This is a genomic window from Candidatus Symbiopectobacterium sp. NZEC151 (assembly GCF_025962655.1).
Classification (GTDB): domain Bacteria; phylum Pseudomonadota; class Gammaproteobacteria; order Enterobacterales; family Enterobacteriaceae; genus Symbiopectobacterium.
The window spans coordinates 237,014-256,219 of the sequence record NZ_JAGFPE010000006.1 but is presented as its reverse complement, the minus strand read 5'-3'; the positions used below and the strand labels follow the sequence as shown (position 1 = coordinate 256,219).

The following is a 19,206-nucleotide window of genomic DNA, read 5'->3' as shown; positions in this document are numbered from 1 at the left end:
TCACAAATGGAAACATATAAAACAAAAGTCTGTTTTTCCTGAAACTTGAATTCACTATCGATTAGCCATTTTTCGGAAAAAATGAATAAAAGAAACCGCCTGCACGGGGTAGACTTGGGAACATGCTTTTTTTCCTTATCAGGCGCTGCGTGACGGTATTTTTCGTTGAAAAATATGTAGTATTCCGCGGCGAGAACGGGTTTACTTTCACTCAATTGAATCCGTGGGTTATCAATTCGTTTCATCAGGGTGGTGCATGTCTAACAGTGTCATGAGCGTGGTTATCCTTGCCGCTGGCAAAGGAACGCGTATGTATTCCGATCTTCCAAAAGTACTTCATCCGCTCGCTGGCAAGCCGATGGTTCAGCATGTGATTGATGCAGCTATGGAAACCGGTGCCAAACAGGTGCATTTGGTCTATGGACACGGTGGCGATTTACTGAAAGACAGGTTAACCAACCCGGATTTGAATTGGGTACTGCAAGCGGAGCAGCTCGGCACCGGGCATGCCATGCAGCAAGCAGCGCCGTTTTTTGCTGATGATGAAGATATTCTGATGCTGTACGGTGATGTTCCTTTGATATCACCTGCCACGCTGGCGCGCTTGCTGGCGCATAAGCCACAGGGCGGCATTGCGCTTCTGACGGTGAAACTGGACGATCCTACCGGTTATGGCCGCATAGTGCGCGATGAGAAGGGATCTGTGGTCGGAATTGTCGAGCACAAAGACGCGACGGAACAGCAGCGTCAAATTAACGAAATCAACACCGGTATTCTGGCGGCAAACGGTCAGGATCTGAAGCGTTGGCTGAGTCAGTTAAACAATAACAACGCGCAAGGCGAGTATTACATCACCGACATTATCGCCATGGCGGCATCCGAAGGTCGTCGTGTTGAGGCTGTGCATCCTGATAACCTGAGCGAAGTGGAGGGGGTTAACAACCGCCTGCAACTGGCGACGCTGGAGCGCGTCTATCAGCGGGAACAGGCCAATAAGCTGCTATTGGCGGGCGTGATGTTATTTGATCCCGCGCGTTTTGATCTGCGTGGCACCTTAACCCACGGACGTGATGTTAGTATTGACGCTAATGTGATCATTGAAGGCCAGGTCTCTTTAGGGAACCGGGTTGAGATTGGTGCGGGCTGTGTTATCAAAGACAGCGTGATTGGCGACGGCTGTATCCTCAGTCCGTACACCGTGTTAGAAAATGCGGTTCTGGACGCTGACTGTACGGTAGGGCCGTTCGCGCGCTTGCGACCGGGGGCCGAGCTGGCACAGGGCGCACATGTCGGCAATTTTGTTGAGCTGAAAAAGGCGCGCTTGGGCAAAGGTTCAAAAGCGGGCCATTTAACCTATCTTGGCGATGCAGAAATCGGCGATGATGTGAACATTGGCGCAGGCACCATCACCTGTAACTATGACGGTGCCAACAAGCACAAAACCGTGATTGGCGATCGGGTGTTTGTCGGTTCTGACAGTCAACTGGTGGCCCCTGTGACCGTAGCCAGTGGCGTTACCATTGGCGCTGGCACCACGGTAACCCGTGATGTGGAAGAGAATGCGCTGGTGATAAGCCGGGTAAAACAGCGCCACATTTCCGGGTGGGCGCGGCCCGTTAAGAAAAAATAGTCCGTTAAGAAAAAATAAGTGATATCGCCTCCCGGTTCGTGGAGGCGGTTTTGCGCAGTGTTTTAGGCTAAAGCACTGCGCAAAACATAATAATCCCCCACTCTCTACAAGGCTCGGGGACGCCGGAAAAACCGGCACGATCAGGTCAAAGACGTCGAAAGTGACACAATATGTCACGCGTATAGGAATACACATCCATGTGTGGAATTGTAGGCGCAGTTGCGCAACGCGATATTTCTGAAATTCTGTTAGAAGGGCTTCGCCGCCTTGAGTACCGTGGTTATGACTCTGCGGGGCTGGCGGTGGTTGACGCTGAGGGGCACGTTGCCCGCGTGCGTCGTCTGGGTAAGGTACAGATGCTGGCGCAAGCGGTGGAAGAACATCCGCTGGCGGGCGGTACCGGCATTGCCCATACCCGTTGGGCAACGCACGGTGAGCCGTCAGAAGAGAATGCGCACCCGCACGTCTCTGGCCCCATTATCATCGTTCACAACGGCATTATCGAAAACCACGAACCGCTGCGTGAAACGCTGATCGGACGCGGCTATCGCTTTGTTTCTGAAACCGATACTGAAGTGGTTGCGCACCTGGTGCACTGGGAACAGCAACAGACCGGCGGCGCGCTGGTGGACGTGGTAAAACGCGTGATCCCTCAACTGCGTGGTGCTTACGGTATGGTGGTGATGGACAGCCGCGATCCGAGCGTGCTGGTGGCGGCCCGTTCCGGGAGTCCGCTGGTGATTGGCCGTGGTGTCGGTGAAAACTTCCTTGCCTCTGACCAACTGGCTCTGCTGCCGGTGACTCGCCGCTTTATGTTCCTGGAAGAAGGGGACGTGGCTGAAGTGACGCGCCGTACCGTGCGTGTATTTAGTCGCGCGGGCGAACTGGTTGAGCGCGAAGAGATTGAATCCAAAGTCAATTACGACGCGGGTGACAAAGGCGCTTACCGCCATTACATGCAGAAAGAGATTTACGAACAGCCGCTGGCGATCAAAAACACCCTGGAAGGGCGTTTTAGCCACGGTGAAGTGAATCTGTCTGAACTGGGTCCGAAGGCGGATGAACTGCTGGCTAAGGTGCAGCATATTCAGATTATTGCCTGCGGCACGTCCTACAACTCAGGCATGGTATCGCGTTACTGGTTTGAAGCATTGGCAGGTGTACCTTGTGATGTGGAAATCGCCTCTGAATTCCGCTATCGCAAACCGGCGGTGCGTGCCAATAGCCTGATGATCACCCTCTCCCAGTCCGGTGAAACGGCGGATACGCTGGCAGCGCTGCGCTTGTCCAAAGAGCTGGGCTATCTGGGATCGCTGGCGATTTGTAACGTGGCGGGATCTTCGCTGGTCCGTGAATCCGATTTGGCGCTGATGACCAAAGCCGGTACGGAAATCGGCGTGGCATCTACCAAGGCGTTTACCACCCAGTTAACGGTGCTGCTGATGCTGGTGGCGCGTATTGGCCGCCTGCGCGGTATGGATGCCCAGATTGAGCACGATATCGTTCACGGCCTGCAAGCGCTGCCTGCGCGTATTGAGCAGATGCTGTCGCAGGACAAGCTGATTGAGTCTCTGGCGGAAGGTTTCTCTGATAAGCACCATGCGTTGTTCCTGGGGCGCGGCGATCAGTACCCTATCGCAATGGAAGGGGCGCTGAAGCTTAAAGAGATCTCCTACATCCATGCAGAAGCCTACGCGGCGGGTGAGTTGAAGCACGGCCCGTTGGCGCTGATTGATGCAGATATGCCTGTGGTAGTGGTTGCGCCCAACAATGAGCTGTTGGAAAAACTGAAATCCAACATCGAAGAAGTGCGCGCGCGCGGCGGTGAACTGTATGTGTTTGCCGACGAAGAAGCGGGCTTTACCAGCAGCGAAAACATGCGCATTATTCCGCTGCCGCATGTGGAAGAAGTGATTGCCCCAATCTTCTACACCGTGCCGTTGCAGTTGCTTTCCTACCACGTGGCGCTGATCAAAGGCACCGACGTTGACCAACCGCGTAACCTGGCGAAATCGGTGACGGTAGAGTAACTGCTAATCTGATTGACTCGTGAATACAAATACCGGGCAGCAAGTGCCCGGTATTTATTTTAGCTAATCAGAAATGTGCTCCTATATCCTTCTCCAAAGCGTGGGAGCCCGCGGTGGTGTCCAGGCCGGTGAGTCTGCTCGATGCCGTTGTATGCATTGATAATTAAGTCCTTGATAGGACACCCGTTGCCCCACTTCATACTGCGCACCCAATTGCCATGCAGGATACCCCGGCGGCGGCGGAGGTGGTGGCGGAGGTGGTGTTGTTCCCCCTAACAAAATATCAACTTCTCTGAGCGCTTCATTCACATTGGGTCTAACACCAATACCCTGCCCTTGTGCCTGTCGTGAACCACTGCGTTCGATAACTTGCAGCATGTCTCGAGAATTTAATACCACACGATAAGTCGCTCTAGTGTAGGACTGGATAAGCGCCATGGCTCCAGCCAACAGCGGTGTTGCGCTCGAGGTGCCAGCATATGAGCCAGTATAGGTGCGTAAGGGGAATGGCGCTTCATTAAATAAGAAACCATAACCCGTTGTCGTTACGTTCTCACCCCAGGAGTTAGCACTGAGATACAAATTGAAGTTAGAGAAAGACATTCTCTGTCCATTTTGAGAGCTGCATGCTCCAGCCATGATGCCACCACTGTCACCCAAGTCATTGAATATACTCAATTGACGAAGATTGTGTCCACCGTTACCCCCGGCAAATACCACTACTCCACCAGAGCGTACCAGAGAGTTAATCCGGCTCCACCATGCAACATCATGCACCATGGGAACTCGTTGCCCAGTCGAAAATACAAGCTCAATATTTATAGCAATAATATCGCCAGGAAGAAAATTCCCGATAATACGATCTAAATCATGTATGCTAATATCATAAAAATAGGTAAAACTATTAAATGCAATTCCAGTGACACCGAAAGTATTGTTATTAGCTCTAACCGCTCCTGTTGTTGCAGTACCGTGTTCACGTGATTGATTATTAGGACGACTCGTTATCACTCTGACACCACCAATCAGGTCTTCATGTTGGTTTTCTACACCAAAATCGGATATGTGTACCCTGGTACCTATTCCAGAAACATTGCGCGCCCATGCAGCACGTATGTTCATTCCTTGTCCAGGGTCCAAATAACCCTGCCGAGAGGTAAAGTTTGGCGTAGTAGAAAAAGGTTGCGGTTGGTCACCCTCATGTTGAGTATGTGTTATATCATCAATCGTTTCTGTATTTAACGGTTGGGAAGATGATGCACAATCCGGTTCTTCATAATTATCCAATGGAGGCGGATATACGAGTTTACTTAACAATGCACAATACTCCACATAGTCGAGTCTCTCAATTTCCTGAGCTAATGCCAGTAATTGTGCTTCGGGAATGTTGGGATCAACTTTATAGAGGTAAGCACACTGTGCTAATACTGGCGATATTTTTGATATTTTATTTATTGTTTTTTGTGTAAATCTCGGTTCAAAAACCAGTTGGCTTCTTAAACTATAATAAAGTGGAACGCGATCTTCTTTTTCATTTTTTAGTTTATCAAGCCCATTTTCATAAAATTTGACTTCCAGGTAATTATCTACCCCTTGAACCAGTGCCAGGTAGCCCTTCAAACTTTTAAAGTGCTGCGGCGGTGGCGGCGGCAATAGTGGAACGGGGGGGACAACAATATCACCAGAATGTAACTCCTGAACAGATCTATCTGCTGAATACACTTTGGCCGATAGCGTGAATGTAGCAGGTTCTGGGATATCAAAGCTAAGTAGTTCATCACCGCGTCCTTTTTTTTCCTGAATTAAAATTCCTTCTTGATACAGTGAATATACTATTTTTTTATTTTCTACATGACCTTCGCAGAAAGCGTATATCTTTCCGCTTGGTCTGTAGTCACGATAGTGGTTAAGTGTAATTGTCATGTTTGACTCTCTTAGGTTTATACAGGGGTTTTTATTTAAAATAATGAACCAAGAAAACAAATATCTATGGGTGATGGTTGTTTTACCGGTTGGTTTGGGGAGGTCCACATTATAAATCTAATGCGGTTTCATGTTAATTCAAATTAATTTAATCATACTTTGATAACTATTAGTTTGTTATTGGTTTTTTGATGTTGTTCTTATAGATAAAACAAATTAATGACTGCTTTGATTTTATAGTGGTATTTTTAAATTGCTCTCTGTTTTTATGGCTAATGATTTGTGTGCTACGAAGTTTTTTTAAGATTTAACGTACAGCTATAAAGATATTTAACACCATGCTATTTATTTGTGATTTATTGATATTTCACTGTTGTTTCTTTAATTTAGTGATATTTAACGCCGTTCTATTGTTTTTTGGCCTGGACTTCAATAAAAAAGACCAGACCGTTGTCTGAATTGAGCAGATAACTCTCGCTATCTTACCTGCGCGCCAAAGCCAACAACACCCCCAACCCCACCAACACACCCCCAAAGGTTCTGTCAATCCAATGACGCACGTCGAGCAGTCGTTGGCGTATTGCGCCCGAAGAGAAGAACAGGGCGACCAGACAAAACCATGAGATGTGCGCTACCGAGATAAAAATGCCGTAACCGATTTGTACCGCCAACGGTGTCTGCGGGCTGACCACCTGCATAAACAGGCTGACGATGAATATCGTTGTTTTCGGGTTTAGTACATTGGTGAGAAAGCCGGTGCGTAGCGCTACCCCATCGGAAACGGAGGCGATGCCGGTATCGGACTGGGTGCGGGTGGGTTTGGTGCGCAACATTTTCACCCCGAGCCAGATAAGGTATGCCGCGCCAATCAGTTTGATAATATTGAACAACCACAGTGATTGCTGAATGATCAACCCGATGCCTATCAGGGTATAGCTCATATGCACCAGAATACCGCCACCGATCCCGACAGCCGTTAAGATTCCCGCCCGGCGCGACAGCATCAGACTATTGCGTGTCACCATGGCAAAATCAGGCCCTGGGCTGATAACGGCAAACAGTGTTATTGTGAATACTGCGAGATACTCGATCATAGATAACCTTTTGAACATCAAATTAGATATCAATATGCTATGCAAACCCCATAGGGATAACTAACGATGATTTCTGACAGCAATGGTGAGTTAGACTCACGATTAGAGGTAAATCAAACCCGCCTCCCTTCACTGATAGCGTTGCGCTGTTTTGAAGCCGCAGCACGGTTTGAGAACTTCACGCGCGCAGCCGAGGCGTTACACCTTACGCACGGTGCGATCAGTCGTGCGGTGCGTATGCTGGAGGATGATTTAGGGGTTGCGCTGTTTGAAAGACGCAGTCGCCGGGTTTTTCTGACGCAAGCAGGCCGCACGCTAGCGCAGGCGGTTCATGAAGGGCTGACGGTCATGCAGCGTGCCACCAGTGAATTGCGTGCCAGCGCGCGCCAGCAAAGGCGCTGGGTGGTGTCATGTGAACCCACATTGCTGATGCGTTGGCTTATCCCCCGTTGGCCCGCGTTTCAGGCAAAACATCCGGATCGGGATATTCATTTGGTTGCTGGCGGAGGCGCATTTTCATTTAATGCTGGCATTGATTTGGCGATTCGGCGCGATGATTTCCCGTTACCTGACGGCTACCATGCAGAACACCTGTTCAGTGAGAAAGTTGGGCCGGTTTGCCGGCCTGATAACGTGGTTGACTGGTTTTCTCCCGGTGAAAACGGGTTGTCATTGCGAACCACCGCGCCACGGTTACACAGCCGCACGCGCTTAAGCGCCTGGCAAACGTGGAGTGCGGTAACCCAACACCCACTTAATGACAGTAATGGGCAAACGTTTGAACACTTTTATTTCAGTTTACAGGCTGCCGTTGCCGGATTAGGGGTTGCCATTGGGCCCTGGCAATTGGTCAGAGATGATATTGCCAGTGGCGTTCTGGCGGCACCGCTGGGATTTGTCGAAGAGGGTTCCTGTTACTGTTTGTTGTCGCCCTCCCCTTTATTCCCTGATACTTTTCAGGCAGATTTGTTGGCCTGGTTGCGTGCAATGGCCTGACTTGGCGCCGCGCCGATTCAGATAACATGCCGCGTGCAGTGCAATTCACCTTGAACATTTTTTATATGTCATAAAACTGTCATATTCAATACATTTTACTGTCATGTAATTGTCCTATTTTTCCTCCTGCGAACTACACTCTGATCAATAAAGAATCTGGGTCGACACCTTTAAAAAATCCCACAGGAGGGATTATGAAACTGATGCGTACCACGATTGCCGGTCTCGTTATGGCAACCTTCTCTCTGACGGCGGTCAACGCCTCAGCTGCCGTAAACCTTACCGGTGCAGGTGCTACGTTCCCAGCGCCGGTCTACGCCAAATGGGCAGACTCTTACCAGAAAGAAACGGGTAATAAAGTTAACTACCAAGGTATTGGTTCTTCTGGCGGCGTTAAGCAGATTCAAGCAAAAACCGTTGATTTTGGTGCATCTGATGCGCCGCTGGCTGATGATAAGCTGGCTGAAGATGGCCTGTTCCAGTTCCCTACCGTGATCGGTGGGATCGTTCTGGCCGTTAACGTCCCGGGCATTAAATCTGGCGATCTGACGCTGGATGGCAAGACCCTGGGCGATATCTACCTGGGTAAAATCAAGAAATGGAATGACCCGGCTATTACTAAACTGAACCCGAATGCCAAGCTGCCGGATCAGGATATTGCCGTTGTTCGTCGTGCTGACGGTTCTGGTACGTCTTTCGTGTTCACCGGCTACCTGGCGAAAGTAAACCCGGAATGGAAAGAAAAAGTGGGTTCCGGTTCTACGGTTAACTGGCCGACCGGTCTGGGCGGTAAAGGTAACGACGGTATTGCCGCGTTCGTTCAGCGTCTGCCGGGTTCTATCGGTTACGTTGAATACGCTTACGCCAAGCAAAATAACCTGGCTTACACCAAGCTGATTTCTGCCGACGGTAAAGTGGTTCAGCCTACCGGGCAAACGTTCAGTAACGCTGCCAAGGGCATCGACTGGAGCAAGTCTTTCGCTCAGGACCTGACCAACCAGCACGGTGCTGACGCATGGCCGATCACCTCCACCACCTTTATTCTGGTTCACCAGAAACAAGAAAAACCAGAGCAAGGCGCTGAAGTGCTGAAGTTCTTTGACTGGGCGTTCAAGAAAGGCGGTGAGCAAGCCGTCGCGCTGGATTACGCAACCCTGCCAAACGAAGTGGTTGAGCAGATCCGCGCATCGTGGAAAACCAGCGTAAAAGACAGCAGCGGTAACGCGCTGTTCAAATAAGCATTGACGCTATGCAAGCCCTTGTGCGGTTAACAAGGCACTGACATAAGTTATGGCGGATGGGCGGGAAGCCCCTCCGCCTTTGCCTGTCAAATGAAACATACCCGAATTGATTGGGTATAACACTGAAGAAGAGAGCCCTATGGCTGAGTATAAGCCAACCATGAAAGCCCCCGGAAAGCTGGGCGACGTCATCTTTAGCGCGATGGTAAGAGCCTCCGCGCTGCTGACGCTGCTGCTGCTGGGCGGCATCATCGTATCCCTGATCGTGGCATCCTGGCCGAGCATTGAGAAGTTTGGTCTGGCATTCTTGTGGACCAAAGAGTGGGACGCGCCTGCCGGGCAGTTCGGTGCGTTGGTACCGATTTACGGCACCGTCGTGACCTCGCTGATTGCCCTGATTATTGCTATCCCTATCAGCTTCGGTATCGCCCTGTTCCTGACCGAACTGGCACCGAACTGGTTAAAACGTCCGCTGGGCGTTGCCATCGAATTATTGGCCGCCATTCCGAGTATCGTTTACGGCATGTGGGGTCTGTTTATCTTCGCACCGTTGTTTGCCAAATACTTCCAGCAACCGGTAGGGAATATCCTGTCCGGCATTCCTTTTTTGGGAACGTTGTTCTCTGGCCCGGCGTTTGGTATCGGTATTCTGGCCGCGGGTGTGATTCTGGCCATTATGATCATCCCTTACATTGCCGCCGTAATGCGTGACGTGTTTGAGCAAACACCAGTAATGATGAAAGAGTCTGCTTACGGTATTGGTTGCACGACGTGGGAAGTGATTTGGCGCATCGTACTGCCCTTCACTAAAAATGGGGTGATTGGCGGCGTCATGCTCGGGTTAGGACGTGCTCTGGGCGAAACCATGGCCGTGACCTTTATTATCGGTAATACCTACCAGTTGGACAGTATCTCTCTCTTTATGCCCGGCAACAGTATTACCTCCGCGTTAGCGAACGAATTTGCCGAAGCGGAATCTGGCCTGCACACGGCGGCATTGATGCAGCTCGGCCTGATCCTGTTTGTGATTACCTTTATCGTGCTGGCGCTGTCTAAGTTGATGATTATGCGTTTGGCAAAAAATGAGGGGGCACGCTAATGGCGGCGTTAGGAATGGAACAAGAAGCCACGCTGGCGCGTACCCGACAGAAGATGCAGGCCTGGCGTCGCCAGAAGAACCGCATTGCGCTATGCCTTTCTATGACCACCATGGCGTTTGGCCTGTTCTGGCTGGTATGGATCCTGTTCTCCACCGTGGTGAGAGGGATCGACGGCATGTCGCTGGCGCTGTTTACCGAAATGACGCCACCGCCCAATACGGCGGGCGGTGGGCTTGCCAACGCCATTGTCGGCAGCGGATTGCTGATTTTCTGGGCCACCGTATTGGGTACACCGCTCGGCATTATGGCGGGCATCTACCTGGCGGAATATGGCCGTAAATCTTTTATCTCTGAAGTGATTCGTTTTATTAACGATATCTTATTGTCAGCACCTTCCATTGTGGTTGGCCTGTTTGTCTACTCGATTGTCGTGACAAAAATGCAGCACTTCTCGGGGTGGGCGGGGGTGATTGCGTTGGCGCTGTTGCAGGTGCCAATCGTGATTCGTACCACGGAGAACATGCTGAAACTGGTTCCCGACAGCCTGCGTGAAGCGGCCTATGCGCTGGGAACGCCGAAGTGGAAAATGATTTCGGCCATCACGCTGAAAGCCTCTGTTTCCGGCATTATCACCGGCGTGCTGCTGGCCATTGCCCGCATCGCCGGGGAGACCGCACCGCTGCTGTTTACGTCGCTGTCCAACCAGTTCTGGAACACCGACATGATGCACCCGATCGCCAACTTGCCGGTCACCATCTTCAAATTCGCGATGAGTCCGTTTGTGGAGTGGCAACAGCTGGCCTGGGCGGGGGTACTGCTGATTACGCTGTGCGTGCTGTTGCTGAACATTGTGGCGCGTATCCTGTTCGCGAAGAAGAAACATTAATGGATTCAACGGCGTGTCGGACGATGCGCCAGTTAAAAGAGAGAAGTCTTAATGAGTATGGCTACCGAGACATCCAACTATAAAATCCAGGTGCGCAATCTGAATTTCTATTACGGAAAATTCCATGCGCTGAAAGATATTACGCTGGATATTGCCACCAATCAGGTGACCGCGTTTATCGGCCCGTCTGGCTGCGGCAAATCCACACTGTTGCGTACGCTGAACAAAATGTATCAGTTGTATCCGGAGCAGCGTGCGGAAGGGGATATTTTGCTGGATGGCAACAATATTCTCACCGACAGGCAGGATGTGGCGCTGCTGCGCGCCAAAGTGGGCATGGTGTTCCAGAAGCCAACCCCGTTCCCGATGTCTATTTATGACAATATTGCCTTTGGTGTACGCTTGTTCGAAAAGCTTTCCCGTGCCGATATGGATGAGCGCGTGCAGTGGGCATTGACCAAAGCCGCACTGTGGCAGGAAACCAAAGATAAGCTGCACCAGAGCGGTTACAGTCTCTCGGGTGGTCAGCAACAGCGCTTGTGCATTGCGCGCGGTATCGCTATCCGCCCCGATGTGTTGCTGCTTGATGAACCCTGTTCGGCGCTGGACCCTATCTCTACGGGCCGCATTGAAGAGCTGATTTCTGAACTGAAGAAAGATTATACCGTGGTGATCGTCACCCACAACATGCAACAGGCGGCACGCTGTTCGGATCATACGGCATTTATGTACCTGGGCGAACTGATCGAATTTAGCGATACAGATACCCTGTTTACCGCGCCCAAACAGAAACAGACCGAAGACTACATTACCGGTCGCTATGGTTGATTACAGGAAGCATCATGGACAATCTGAATCTGAACAAACACATTTCCGGGCAGTTCAACGCTGAGCTTGAGCACATTCGCACCCAGGTGATGACCATGGGCGGTTTGGTCGAGCAGCAACTGACGGATGCCATTACGGCAATGCACAACCGTGACGCGGAATTGGCCCAGCGCGTGATTGAAGGTGATGCCAAGGTGAACTTGATGGAGGTGACCATCGATGAAGCCTGCGTGCGTATCATCGCCAAGCGTCAGCCAACGGCGAGTGATTTGCGTCTGGTGATGGCAATCATCAAGACCATTTCTGAGCTGGAGCGCATTGGTGACGTCGCGGATAAAATCTGTCGCACTGCGTTGGAGAAATATTCACACCAGCATCAGCCTTTGCTGGTTAGCCTGGAATCGTTGGGTCGCCACACGGTAGAAATGCTGCATGATGTACTGGACGCCTTTGCGCGCATGGATCTGGATGAAGCTATCCGTATCTACCGTGAAGATAAAAAGGTCGATAAAGAGTATGAAGGCATTGTACGCCAGCTGATGACGCACATGATGGAAGACTCACGCACCATTCCGAGCGTATTGACCGCGCTGTTTTGCGCCCGTTCCATCGAACGCATCGGCGACCGTTGCCAGAATATCTGCGAGTTTATTTTCTACTTCGTTAAAGGGCAGGATTTCCGTCATATTGGCGGTGACGCGCTGGAAAAACTGTTGGAAAAAGAGAAAAACGGACCTGCGCCTCAGTGATTTTTGCTGGCTACTACGCCCCGTTAGGGGCGTAGTGTTAAACACGTTGTTTAGAGCATAATATCCATCACCTGATTTTCTCGCTGAATGGTCAGTGCCAATGTCCCTTTTGGCTCCTGAGTTAACAATTTTCTCACCGTTTTTATCTTTTCTGGTGAGTATCGGGTGTTGTTGATGGTTAATATCCTATCGCCATTCTTTAATCCATATTTTTGTATTTCTTCGTTATTGTTGTAAAACACTTCGATGTTTCCATCCATGTAACGTATCGCAATGGAGCGTTCATGGGGAATGCTGTTTTTTTCAATAGAGTCAGCGTCATAGCAAAACATCATGCGTGAAGGGATAAACGTATAGCGTTTAAACCGAGACAAGAAATCCATCCCGACATGAAATTTCCCTTCCTGATTATCGGAAAACTCCATCTTATTTAATGGCAACCCATTAAAGATAAAGTCCTGTAAGATATATTGGGTGCTTTTTACTAAGCCACCCGCTTCGGCCATCGGTTCATTGCTAGACAATAATTCAAGTGATAGCTTGTTCTCTTTGACATAATTGATGAATTCATTGGAAACGAAGCTATGATCGGCACCGGTATCCATGCGAAAGGCCACATCATTATTTTTATATTTAAACCAGAGTTGTGGCATCCGGTTGTAACTGTCATCATAACCTGTGCACGCCTGATAATCCGATGCGGAGGGGAGCGTGTCGGAAATAATAACCTTTTTTTTGTCATTATCGACTTTCCAATTAAACCGCCTAAACGTATCAATACCGATGATACCGTCTATCTTTGTTCCCATCGATTGCGTCACCAGCGACAAATCGAGTGAAACCCATATGTCGCTGTCATTGATCTCTTGTGTGCCTACAGTAAAGGTGGTCGGTTTCAACAGGGTAAATTGATGGCCCTCCAACCGTCCAGAAACCGTCGTGACGTTTGAAAATTCCTGGCGATAATTCTGTGGGATTTCTGATGAAAGTAAGGGGCGTGTTATCGAATTCGCTATTTTTTCATCAATAACGGTTACGCTGGAGCCAGTATCAACGAGAAAATTTAATTTCTTGTTGTTTATCATGACTGGGATGACAATGTCATCTTCTATATTCGTTTCAAGAACGGTCCCGGTTTTTTTAGTATTTTGTGTTTCAAGCTGGTCTTTTTCCAAATAATCGCATCCTGTCACGCTTGATATACAAAGTAATATTGATGCTATTTTGGTTGTTTTTTCGTGACTTAGAGGCATTTTCATTCCTTTATAGTTGCTGTGTTTTCTGGAAATTCTATTGTTGTTAATTTAAACGAAATATAAACAATGTTTTGGTTTGCGAGAATTGGACATATTTTTAAGTATAATGCGCAGCCTTGGTTGGGAGGCGTGCGATATGGCAAGGGAATGCTTTTTAATGTTGAAATCATTACCGCTTATCAGAAATTTTTAAGCAAGCACTCCTCTTAAAAAAAGTAATATTTACTCTACGTCGATCGCCTTGAATCGCTTGTTCAAAAGAAAGAGAATCGTGTAATGCAATTGAAGTATTTGGTTTTTGTCCTTTTCTTATCCTCTGCAATAGCAGGCACCGGGCCGGGAAATTTTCATGAAGAGAAAGACAGTGCAAACGTTAATGACTACGGTGACGACGCTATCGACAGAGGCGAGAACCTCAGCGGTATCAAGAACGACTATTTTATTACCACCGTCGGTGTGCAATACAGGTTCTAAACCCGCTGGCCGGACGAATCGTCCGGCTTCTCCCTCCGCCACCCAAGTTTTATCTTTCCTAAAACGCCTTCCCTGAGTCTGAAACTCGGCTATGTGACATAAGATTATAATATTATCCATTTTTATTATTTCCTGATTGCCGCGCGGACTGTTAGCTTGCTGACTAACAAAACGTATAAGGGTGATAAGGGAAATGGTGAAAAAACAAGTTGTTGCATTAACGTTACTGGCGGGTTTGATTTCTGTTTCCGGTGTCGCTCAGGCGGACAAGCTGGATGATATCCAGAAAGCGGGCGTAGTAAAAATTGCGGTGTTTGACAGCAACCCGCCGTTTGGTTTTGTCGATCCGCAAACCAAAAAGCTGGTGGGCTATGATGTGGATATCGCGGAAGCCATCGGCAAAGCGCTGGGTGTGAAAGTCGAACTGCGCGCCACCAACCCGGCTAACCGTATTCCGTTACTGACCTCGCAGAAAGTCGATTTGATCGCCGCCAATTTCACCATTACCGATGAGCGCGCCAAGCAGGTGAATTTCAGTATTCCCTACTTCGCCACTGGGCAGAAATTTATCGCGCGTAAAGGCGTACTGAAAACGCCGGAAGACATTAAAGCGCTGCGGATTGGTGCTGATAAAGGCACTGTGCAAGAGATCACGCTGCGTGAACATTACCCAACGGCAAAAGTCATCTCTTATGACGACACACCGCTTGCTTTCGCTGCCTTGCGTAATGGTAACGTCCAGGCCATCACTCAGGATGATGCCAAGCTGGTTGGCTTACTGGCTAACGTGCCAGATGCACAAAAAGCGGAGTTTGAAATCTCTCCGTTTAGCATCACCAAGGAATACCAAGGGGTGGGCGTTCCTAAAGGCGAAGATCGCCTGACACAGAAGGTGGATGAAACGCTGCTGCAACTGGAAAAAACCGGTGAAGCGAAACAGACCTACGATCGTTGGTTTGGGCCGACCACAAAATCTGCTCAACCGCGTGGTGATTTCACCTTTGCGCCGTTGGATAAACAACCGAAAGCCTGATGCTCTTATCCGCCCACACGTGCTAACGTGATCAGGTGACACCTCATTCTGCCCTCTGTTGAACAGAGGGCATTGTCGTTTCTGCAACAGTGCGTTTTTACTACCGCGAACAGGGTATGACATTGACTGAAAACGTTGCTTCTTTTTTGGAAAACTGGCTGCTGGCATCTCGTTATCTGTCATGGCTGTGGCACGGTTTTTTGCTGACACTGTGGCTTTCTCTGTGTGTGGTGGTGCTATCAACGCTGCTGGGTATGGTGCTTGCTGCCGCAAGAGACAGCCAACGTAACCTCTTGCGCTGGCCGGCAATCGCTTACAGCGCCCTGTTTCGCAATACGCCGTTGCTGGTGCAGTTGTTCTTCTGGTATTTCGGCGCGGCGCAGTTGCTGCCGGGTGCACTGTTGCAATGGCTGAATTCACCCCATGATGTGGCGATTGCGGGAATCGTTGTGAGTTGGCCCTCTTTCGAGTTTCTCGCCGGATTGATTGGCCTGACGCTCTATTCCAGCGCGTTTATTGCCGAAGAGATCCGTGCAGGAATAGGCGGCGTCGCGCGTGGACAAAAATACGCCTCGCTGGCATTGGGGCTGACGCCCTGGCAAGCCATGCGTTATGTGGTGCTGCCTCAGGCGCTGAAAATTGCCCTGCCACCGCTGCTGGGGCAATACATGAATATTATCAAGAATTCCTCTCTGACCATGGCGATCGGCGTAGCCGAACTCTCTTATGCCTCTCGTCAGGTGGAGACGGAAACCTTGCGGACCTTTCAGGCGTTCGGCGTGGCGACGGTGTTGTATATCGCGATCATTGCGCTGATCGAAGGCTGGGGTATGTGGCGGCAGCAACGTCAATTGGCGCGAGGGCACTAACATGGATTTTACGATTATCAGCGATAACCTCAGCTATCTGCTGTGGGGCACTTTTCCTGATGGCCCACTCGGAGGGGCCGCATTGACGCTCGTCATCAGCGCATTGGCCGGTATCGTTTCTGCGGTTTTGGGGACGGTGCTGGGGGTGGCGCTGGCGATGTCGCGTGGCTGGCTGGGCGCGCTGTTGGCGCTGGTGCTGGGTTTTTTCCGCGCCATCCCGGTGATCATGCTGATTTTTTGGACTTACTTCCTGCTGCCTATTGTGTTTGGTGTCGATATTCCTGAAATCACCACCGTGGTGTGCGCTCTGGCGTTTATTGGCGCGGCCTATCTGGCGCATGGCGTCAAGGCGGGGATTGTTGCCATCAGTCAGGGGCAGTGGCAGGCTGGGCTGTCGTTGGGTTTTAGCCGCTGGCGCGTACTCTGGTTTATCGTGTTGCCCCAGGCGCTACGCATGATGGTGCCATCGTTTATCAACCAGTGGATTTCCTTAATCAAGGATACCTCGCTGGCGTATATCGTGGGCGTGGGGGAATTGACGTTTCTGGCCACCCAGGTTAACAACCGCAGTATGGTCTACCCCACCGAAGTGTTCCTGTTTGTGGCGCTGGTTTACTTTATTATCTGTCTGGCGTTGGAGCTGTTGGCACATCGCGTCAGCCAGCGCTATGCGGTGCATGCACGGGTTGACGCGCCAAAACGTCGGTTTTGGTGGCGCTGGCGGCCGCGCCCAGCCTAGCGCGGCCTAACGCCGTCAGGCGGTGATGTTCCAGCCTTTTTCGCGCCACAGCTGCGGTAAGTCACGCATGTTGTGGAAGGTGGTCACCAGCGGGTGATCGATGGGCGGATTGTGCGGGTCGGCGCAGTAGTAGTACACCGGAATGCCTGCGGCGATACCCGCTTCCACGCCTGAAAACGAATCTTCCACGAGCAGACAGTTTGCCAGATTGACCTGCATCTGCTGAGCGGCGTGATAAATAACGGCGGGATCGGGCTTCCATTTTTTCAAATCGTAACCGCTATACAGACGATCGGCGAAGTGCTCTCGCAGACCGGTTAACCCGAGCGAGTGGTGCATTTTGCTGACCGGGCCGTTCGACACCACGCCCATTGGCACCGTAATCGCGGCAAGCAGTTCTGGAATACCGTCAATAGGTTGCAGCGATTCTTCAAACAGCCGGGCGATCTCTGCACGGAAGTGTTTTTCCAGCGTTTCAGGCACCACTGTCAGGCCATGTTGTGTACTCACTCTGTCGATAATGTCGTAGAGTTTGACGCCTTTATAGGTCTTGATGACCTCTTCCAGCGACAACTGTAAGCCATACGGAATAAAAATGTTCACATAGGCCTGGCAACAAATCACTTCGCTGTCGACCAGCGTGCCATCACAATCGAAAAAAACACAGTCAATCGAAGACATGGGGTTCCTTATTGGTAACGCGTGTGGTTCGCCCACTACTTTACCCCACTGCGCCAGTATTTTGGCCTTACCGGGCATAAACACGATAAAACCCTGTTTTTCACTTGGTATTCATTTTTTGTTCTGAAGGCGGATCGTTATGGCTGGTTCGCTGTTTTTCTCGCGTATTTGCGGAAAAAAGAGGACCCGATACCGTGGCGAGGATCGGTCGCGATAACGTTTGCTTATAGCGAGAAAAAAAACCGGCTAACGGCGTTAATCTCTGCACATTTTGTTATAGGATACCCACCGACCATAATTCCTTATCTGGAACGTTGATAATGAAAACATCACAACCTGAGCTTGCGGGAGAGCAAGGCTTATTGGAGCGCGTATTCAAACTGCGCCAACATGGCACTACGGCGCGTACGGAAACGATTGCTGGGTTCACGACCTTTCTTACCATGGTATACATCGTTTTCGTAAACCCGCAGATTCTGGGTGTTGCGGGCATGGATACCCAAGCGGTGTTTGTGACCACCTGTCTGATTGCTGCGTTTGGCAGTATTTTGATGGGGCTGGTGGCTAACCTGCCGGTTGCATTGGCGCCCGCCATGGGGCTGAATGCCTTTTTCGCGTTCGTCGTCGTCGGTGCTATGGGGATTTCCTGGCAGATCGCGATGGGCGCCATCTTCTGGGGCGCGGTCGGCTTTCTGATACTGACCATTTTCCAGATTCGCTACTGGATGATTGCTAACATCCCGATCAGTTTGCGTTTAGGTATTGCCAGCGGTATCGGTTTGTTTATCGGTATGATGGGCCTGAAAAACGCCGGCATCATTGTTGCCAACCCGGAAACGCTGGTGACCATCGGCAACCTGACGTCTCACAGCGTTCTGCTGGGCGCGCTGGGGTTCTTTATCATTGCGGTGCTGGCCTCACGTAACATTCACGCCGCTGTGCTGATTTCTATCGTGGTGACCACGGTCATTGGCCTGTTGCTGGGTGACGTGAAATTTTCCGGCGTGTTTTCCATGCCGCCGAGCGTCACGTCCGTTGTCGGTCAGGTGGATCTGTCGGGGTCACTGAATTTGGCGCTTTCCGGCGTGATCTTCTCCTTTATGCTGGTAAACCTGTTCGATTCCTCCGGCACCCTGATTGGTGTGACGGATAAAGCCGGGTTAGTCGACGCGCGCGGTAAATTCCCACGGATGAAGCAGGCGCTTTACGTTGATAGCATCAGCTCGGTGGCCGGTTCGTTGATTGGCACCTCCTCCGTCACCGCGTATATCGAAAGCTCTTCCGGTGTCTCGGTTGGCGGGCGCACCGGACTGACTGCGGTTGTGGTCGGTATTCTGTTCCTGCTGGTGATTTTCCTCTCACCGTTGGCCAGCATGGTGCCCGCTTATGCGGCGGCAGGTGCGCTGATTTATGTTGGGGTATTGATGACCTCGAGCCTGGCACGCGTGAAATGGGACGATCTTACCGAAGCGGTGCCTGCGTTCATTACTGCGGTGATGATGCCGTTCAGCTTCTCCATCACCGAAGGGATTGCCCTGGGCTTTATCTCCTATGTGGTGATGAAGGCGGCAACCGGGCGCTGGCGTGAAATCAGCCCTTGTGTGGTGGTGGTTGCGGCGCTGTTCCTGCTGAAGTTTATCTTTATCGACGCGCATTAATCACCCGCGCCGTCAGTAA

General features: G+C 50.6%; 16 protein-coding genes and 1 pseudogene. 13 read left to right on the top strand and 4 right to left on the bottom strand.

Translation table 11 applies throughout. The features are described 5' to 3' along the window. Nucleotides 1-256 precede the first annotated feature (256 nt). Together glmU and glmS are read left to right on the top strand one after the other, a co-directional pair. Nucleotides 257-1,630: a bifunctional UDP-N-acetylglucosamine diphosphorylase/glucosamine-1-phosphate N-acetyltransferase GlmU gene (gene glmU / locus J5067_RS18285; RefSeq protein ID WP_264651717.1), complete on the top strand. Its 1,374-nt coding sequence runs from the start codon at nt 257-259 to the stop codon at nt 1,628-1,630. Between the two features lie 197 nt (nt 1,631-1,827). Next, a complete protein-coding gene (glmS, locus tag J5067_RS18280) occupies nt 1,828-3,660 on the top strand; it encodes a glutamine--fructose-6-phosphate transaminase (isomerizing) (RefSeq protein WP_264645285.1) in 1,833 nt (610 codons plus the stop codon). An 81-nt stretch (nt 3,661-3,741) separates the two neighbouring features. Here the strand turns inward: glmS and J5067_RS18275 are convergent, their stop codons facing one another. Beyond that, the gene (locus J5067_RS18275) at nt 3,742-5,583 is read right to left on the bottom strand and encodes a S8 family serine peptidase (RefSeq protein WP_264651716.1); all 1,842 of its coding nucleotides are present in this window, start codon (nt 5,581-5,583) and stop codon (nt 3,742-3,744) included. Nucleotides 5,584-6,065: 482 nt separating this feature from the next. Beyond that, nucleotides 6,066-6,677, bottom strand: a complete 612-nt coding sequence (locus tag J5067_RS18270) for a LysE family translocator (protein ID WP_264651715.1) — start codon at nt 6,675-6,677, stop codon at nt 6,066-6,068. Nucleotides 6,678-6,743: 66 nt separating this feature from the next. Here J5067_RS18270 and J5067_RS18265 point away from each other — a divergent pair, with 66 nt between their 5' ends. From J5067_RS18265 to phoU, 6 genes are all read left to right on the top strand, one after another. Then, nucleotides 6,744-7,673, top strand: coding sequence for a LysR family transcriptional regulator (locus tag J5067_RS18265; RefSeq protein ID WP_264651714.1), 930 nt, complete (start codon nt 6,744-6,746; stop codon nt 7,671-7,673). Nucleotides 7,674-7,867: 194 nt separating this feature from the next. Next, nucleotides 7,868-8,911: a phosphate ABC transporter substrate-binding protein PstS gene (gene pstS, locus J5067_RS18260; RefSeq protein WP_264645281.1), complete on the top strand. Its 1,044-nt coding sequence runs from the start codon at nt 7,868-7,870 to the stop codon at nt 8,909-8,911. A gap of 142 nt (nt 8,912-9,053) precedes the next feature. Next, nucleotides 9,054-10,013, top strand: coding sequence for a phosphate ABC transporter permease PstC (pstC, locus tag J5067_RS18255; protein ID WP_264645280.1), 960 nt, complete (start codon nt 9,054-9,056; stop codon nt 10,011-10,013). Then, nucleotides 10,013-10,900, top strand: a complete 888-nt coding sequence (pstA, locus tag J5067_RS18250) for a phosphate ABC transporter permease PstA (protein ID WP_264651713.1) — start codon at nt 10,013-10,015, stop codon at nt 10,898-10,900. Before pstC ends, pstA begins: the two co-directional genes overlap by 1 nt. 51 nt (nt 10,901-10,951) lie before the next feature. Further along, nucleotides 10,952-11,728 (top strand): phosphate ABC transporter ATP-binding protein PstB, encoded by a 777-nt coding sequence (pstB, locus tag J5067_RS18245; RefSeq protein ID WP_264645278.1) that lies wholly within the window; start codon nt 10,952-10,954, stop codon nt 11,726-11,728. Nucleotides 11,729-11,742: 14 nt separating this feature from the next. Continuing rightward, complete coding sequence (gene phoU, locus J5067_RS18240; RefSeq protein ID WP_195313242.1) at nt 11,743-12,477, top strand: phosphate signaling complex protein PhoU; 735 nt, start codon at nt 11,743-11,745, stop codon at nt 12,475-12,477. Between the two features lie 50 nt (nt 12,478-12,527). Here the strand turns inward: phoU and J5067_RS18235 are convergent, their stop codons facing one another. After that, nucleotides 12,528-13,730 carry an aspartyl protease family protein gene (locus J5067_RS18235; protein WP_264651712.1) on the bottom strand — a complete coding sequence of 401 codons (1,203 nt, stop codon included), beginning with the start codon at nt 13,728-13,730 and terminating at the stop codon, nt 12,528-12,530. A gap of 279 nt (nt 13,731-14,009) precedes the next feature. Here J5067_RS18235 and J5067_RS18230 point away from each other — a divergent pair, with 279 nt between their 5' ends. The 4 genes and pseudogenes from J5067_RS18230 to J5067_RS18215 all read left to right on the top strand — a co-directional run. Beyond that, nucleotides 14,010-14,207 (top strand): hypothetical protein, encoded by a 198-nt coding sequence (locus J5067_RS18230; RefSeq protein ID WP_264651711.1) that lies wholly within the window; start codon nt 14,010-14,012, stop codon nt 14,205-14,207. 184 nt (nt 14,208-14,391) lie between these two features. Then, entirely contained in the window at nt 14,392-15,240 is an 849-nt protein-coding gene (locus tag J5067_RS18225; protein ID WP_264645319.1) for an ABC transporter substrate-binding protein, read from the top strand. Nucleotides 15,241-15,356: 116 nt separating this feature from the next. Beyond that, nucleotides 15,357-16,109: an amino acid ABC transporter permease gene (locus J5067_RS18220; protein WP_264651710.1), complete on the top strand. Its 753-nt coding sequence runs from the start codon at nt 15,357-15,359 to the stop codon at nt 16,107-16,109. Nucleotide 16,110: 1 nt separating this feature from the next. Continuing rightward, a pseudogene (locus tag J5067_RS18215) lies at nt 16,111-16,782 on the top strand (amino acid ABC transporter permease); the annotation flags it as partial. Nucleotides 16,783-16,863: 81 nt separating this feature from the next. Here J5067_RS18215 and yieH read toward each other — a convergent pair. Continuing rightward, nucleotides 16,864-17,529, bottom strand: coding sequence for a 6-phosphogluconate phosphatase (yieH, locus tag J5067_RS18210; RefSeq protein ID WP_264651709.1), 666 nt, complete (start codon nt 17,527-17,529; stop codon nt 16,864-16,866). A 320-nt stretch (nt 17,530-17,849) separates the two neighbouring features. Between yieH and J5067_RS18205 the strand changes: the two genes are divergently transcribed. Beyond that, complete coding sequence (locus J5067_RS18205; RefSeq protein ID WP_264645272.1) at nt 17,850-19,187, top strand: NCS2 family permease; 1,338 nt, start codon at nt 17,850-17,852, stop codon at nt 19,185-19,187. The last annotated feature ends 19 nt before the right edge of the window (nt 19,188-19,206 follow it).

Bases quoted from the DNA above. Each gene is read 5' to 3' on its own strand.
- yieH (WP_264651709.1), bottom strand. From the start codon at position 17,529: ATGTCTTCGATTGACTGTGTTTTTTTCGATTGTGATGGCACGCTGGTC.
- pstS (WP_264645281.1), top strand. From the start codon at position 7,868: ATGAAACTGATGCGTACCACGATTGCCGGTCTCGTTATGGCAACCTTC.
- glmS (WP_264645285.1), top strand. From the start codon at position 1,828: ATGTGTGGAATTGTAGGCGCAGTTGCGCAACGCGATATTTCTGAAATT.
- pstC (WP_264645280.1), top strand. From the start codon at position 9,054: ATGGCTGAGTATAAGCCAACCATGAAAGCCCCCGGAAAGCTGGGCGAC.
- J5067_RS18265 (WP_264651714.1), top strand. From the start codon at position 6,744: ATGATTTCTGACAGCAATGGTGAGTTAGACTCACGATTAGAGGTAAAT.
- pstA (WP_264651713.1), top strand. From the start codon at position 10,013: ATGGCGGCGTTAGGAATGGAACAAGAAGCCACGCTGGCGCGTACCCGA.
- J5067_RS18270 (WP_264651715.1), bottom strand. From the start codon at position 6,677: ATGATCGAGTATCTCGCAGTATTCACAATAACACTGTTTGCCGTTATC.
- J5067_RS18220 (WP_264651710.1), top strand. From the start codon at position 15,357: ATGACATTGACTGAAAACGTTGCTTCTTTTTTGGAAAACTGGCTGCTG.
- glmU (WP_264651717.1), top strand. From the start codon at position 257: ATGTCTAACAGTGTCATGAGCGTGGTTATCCTTGCCGCTGGCAAAGGA.
- pstB (WP_264645278.1), top strand. From the start codon at position 10,952: ATGAGTATGGCTACCGAGACATCCAACTATAAAATCCAGGTGCGCAAT.
- J5067_RS18275 (WP_264651716.1), bottom strand. From the start codon at position 5,583: ATGACAATTACACTTAACCACTATCGTGACTACAGACCAAGCGGAAAG.
- J5067_RS18230 (WP_264651711.1), top strand. From the start codon at position 14,010: ATGCAATTGAAGTATTTGGTTTTTGTCCTTTTCTTATCCTCTGCAATA.
- J5067_RS18235 (WP_264651712.1), bottom strand. From the start codon at position 13,730: ATGCCTCTAAGTCACGAAAAAACAACCAAAATAGCATCAATATTACTT.
- phoU (WP_195313242.1), top strand. From the start codon at position 11,743: ATGGACAATCTGAATCTGAACAAACACATTTCCGGGCAGTTCAACGCT.
- J5067_RS18205 (WP_264645272.1), top strand. From the start codon at position 17,850: ATGAAAACATCACAACCTGAGCTTGCGGGAGAGCAAGGCTTATTGGAG.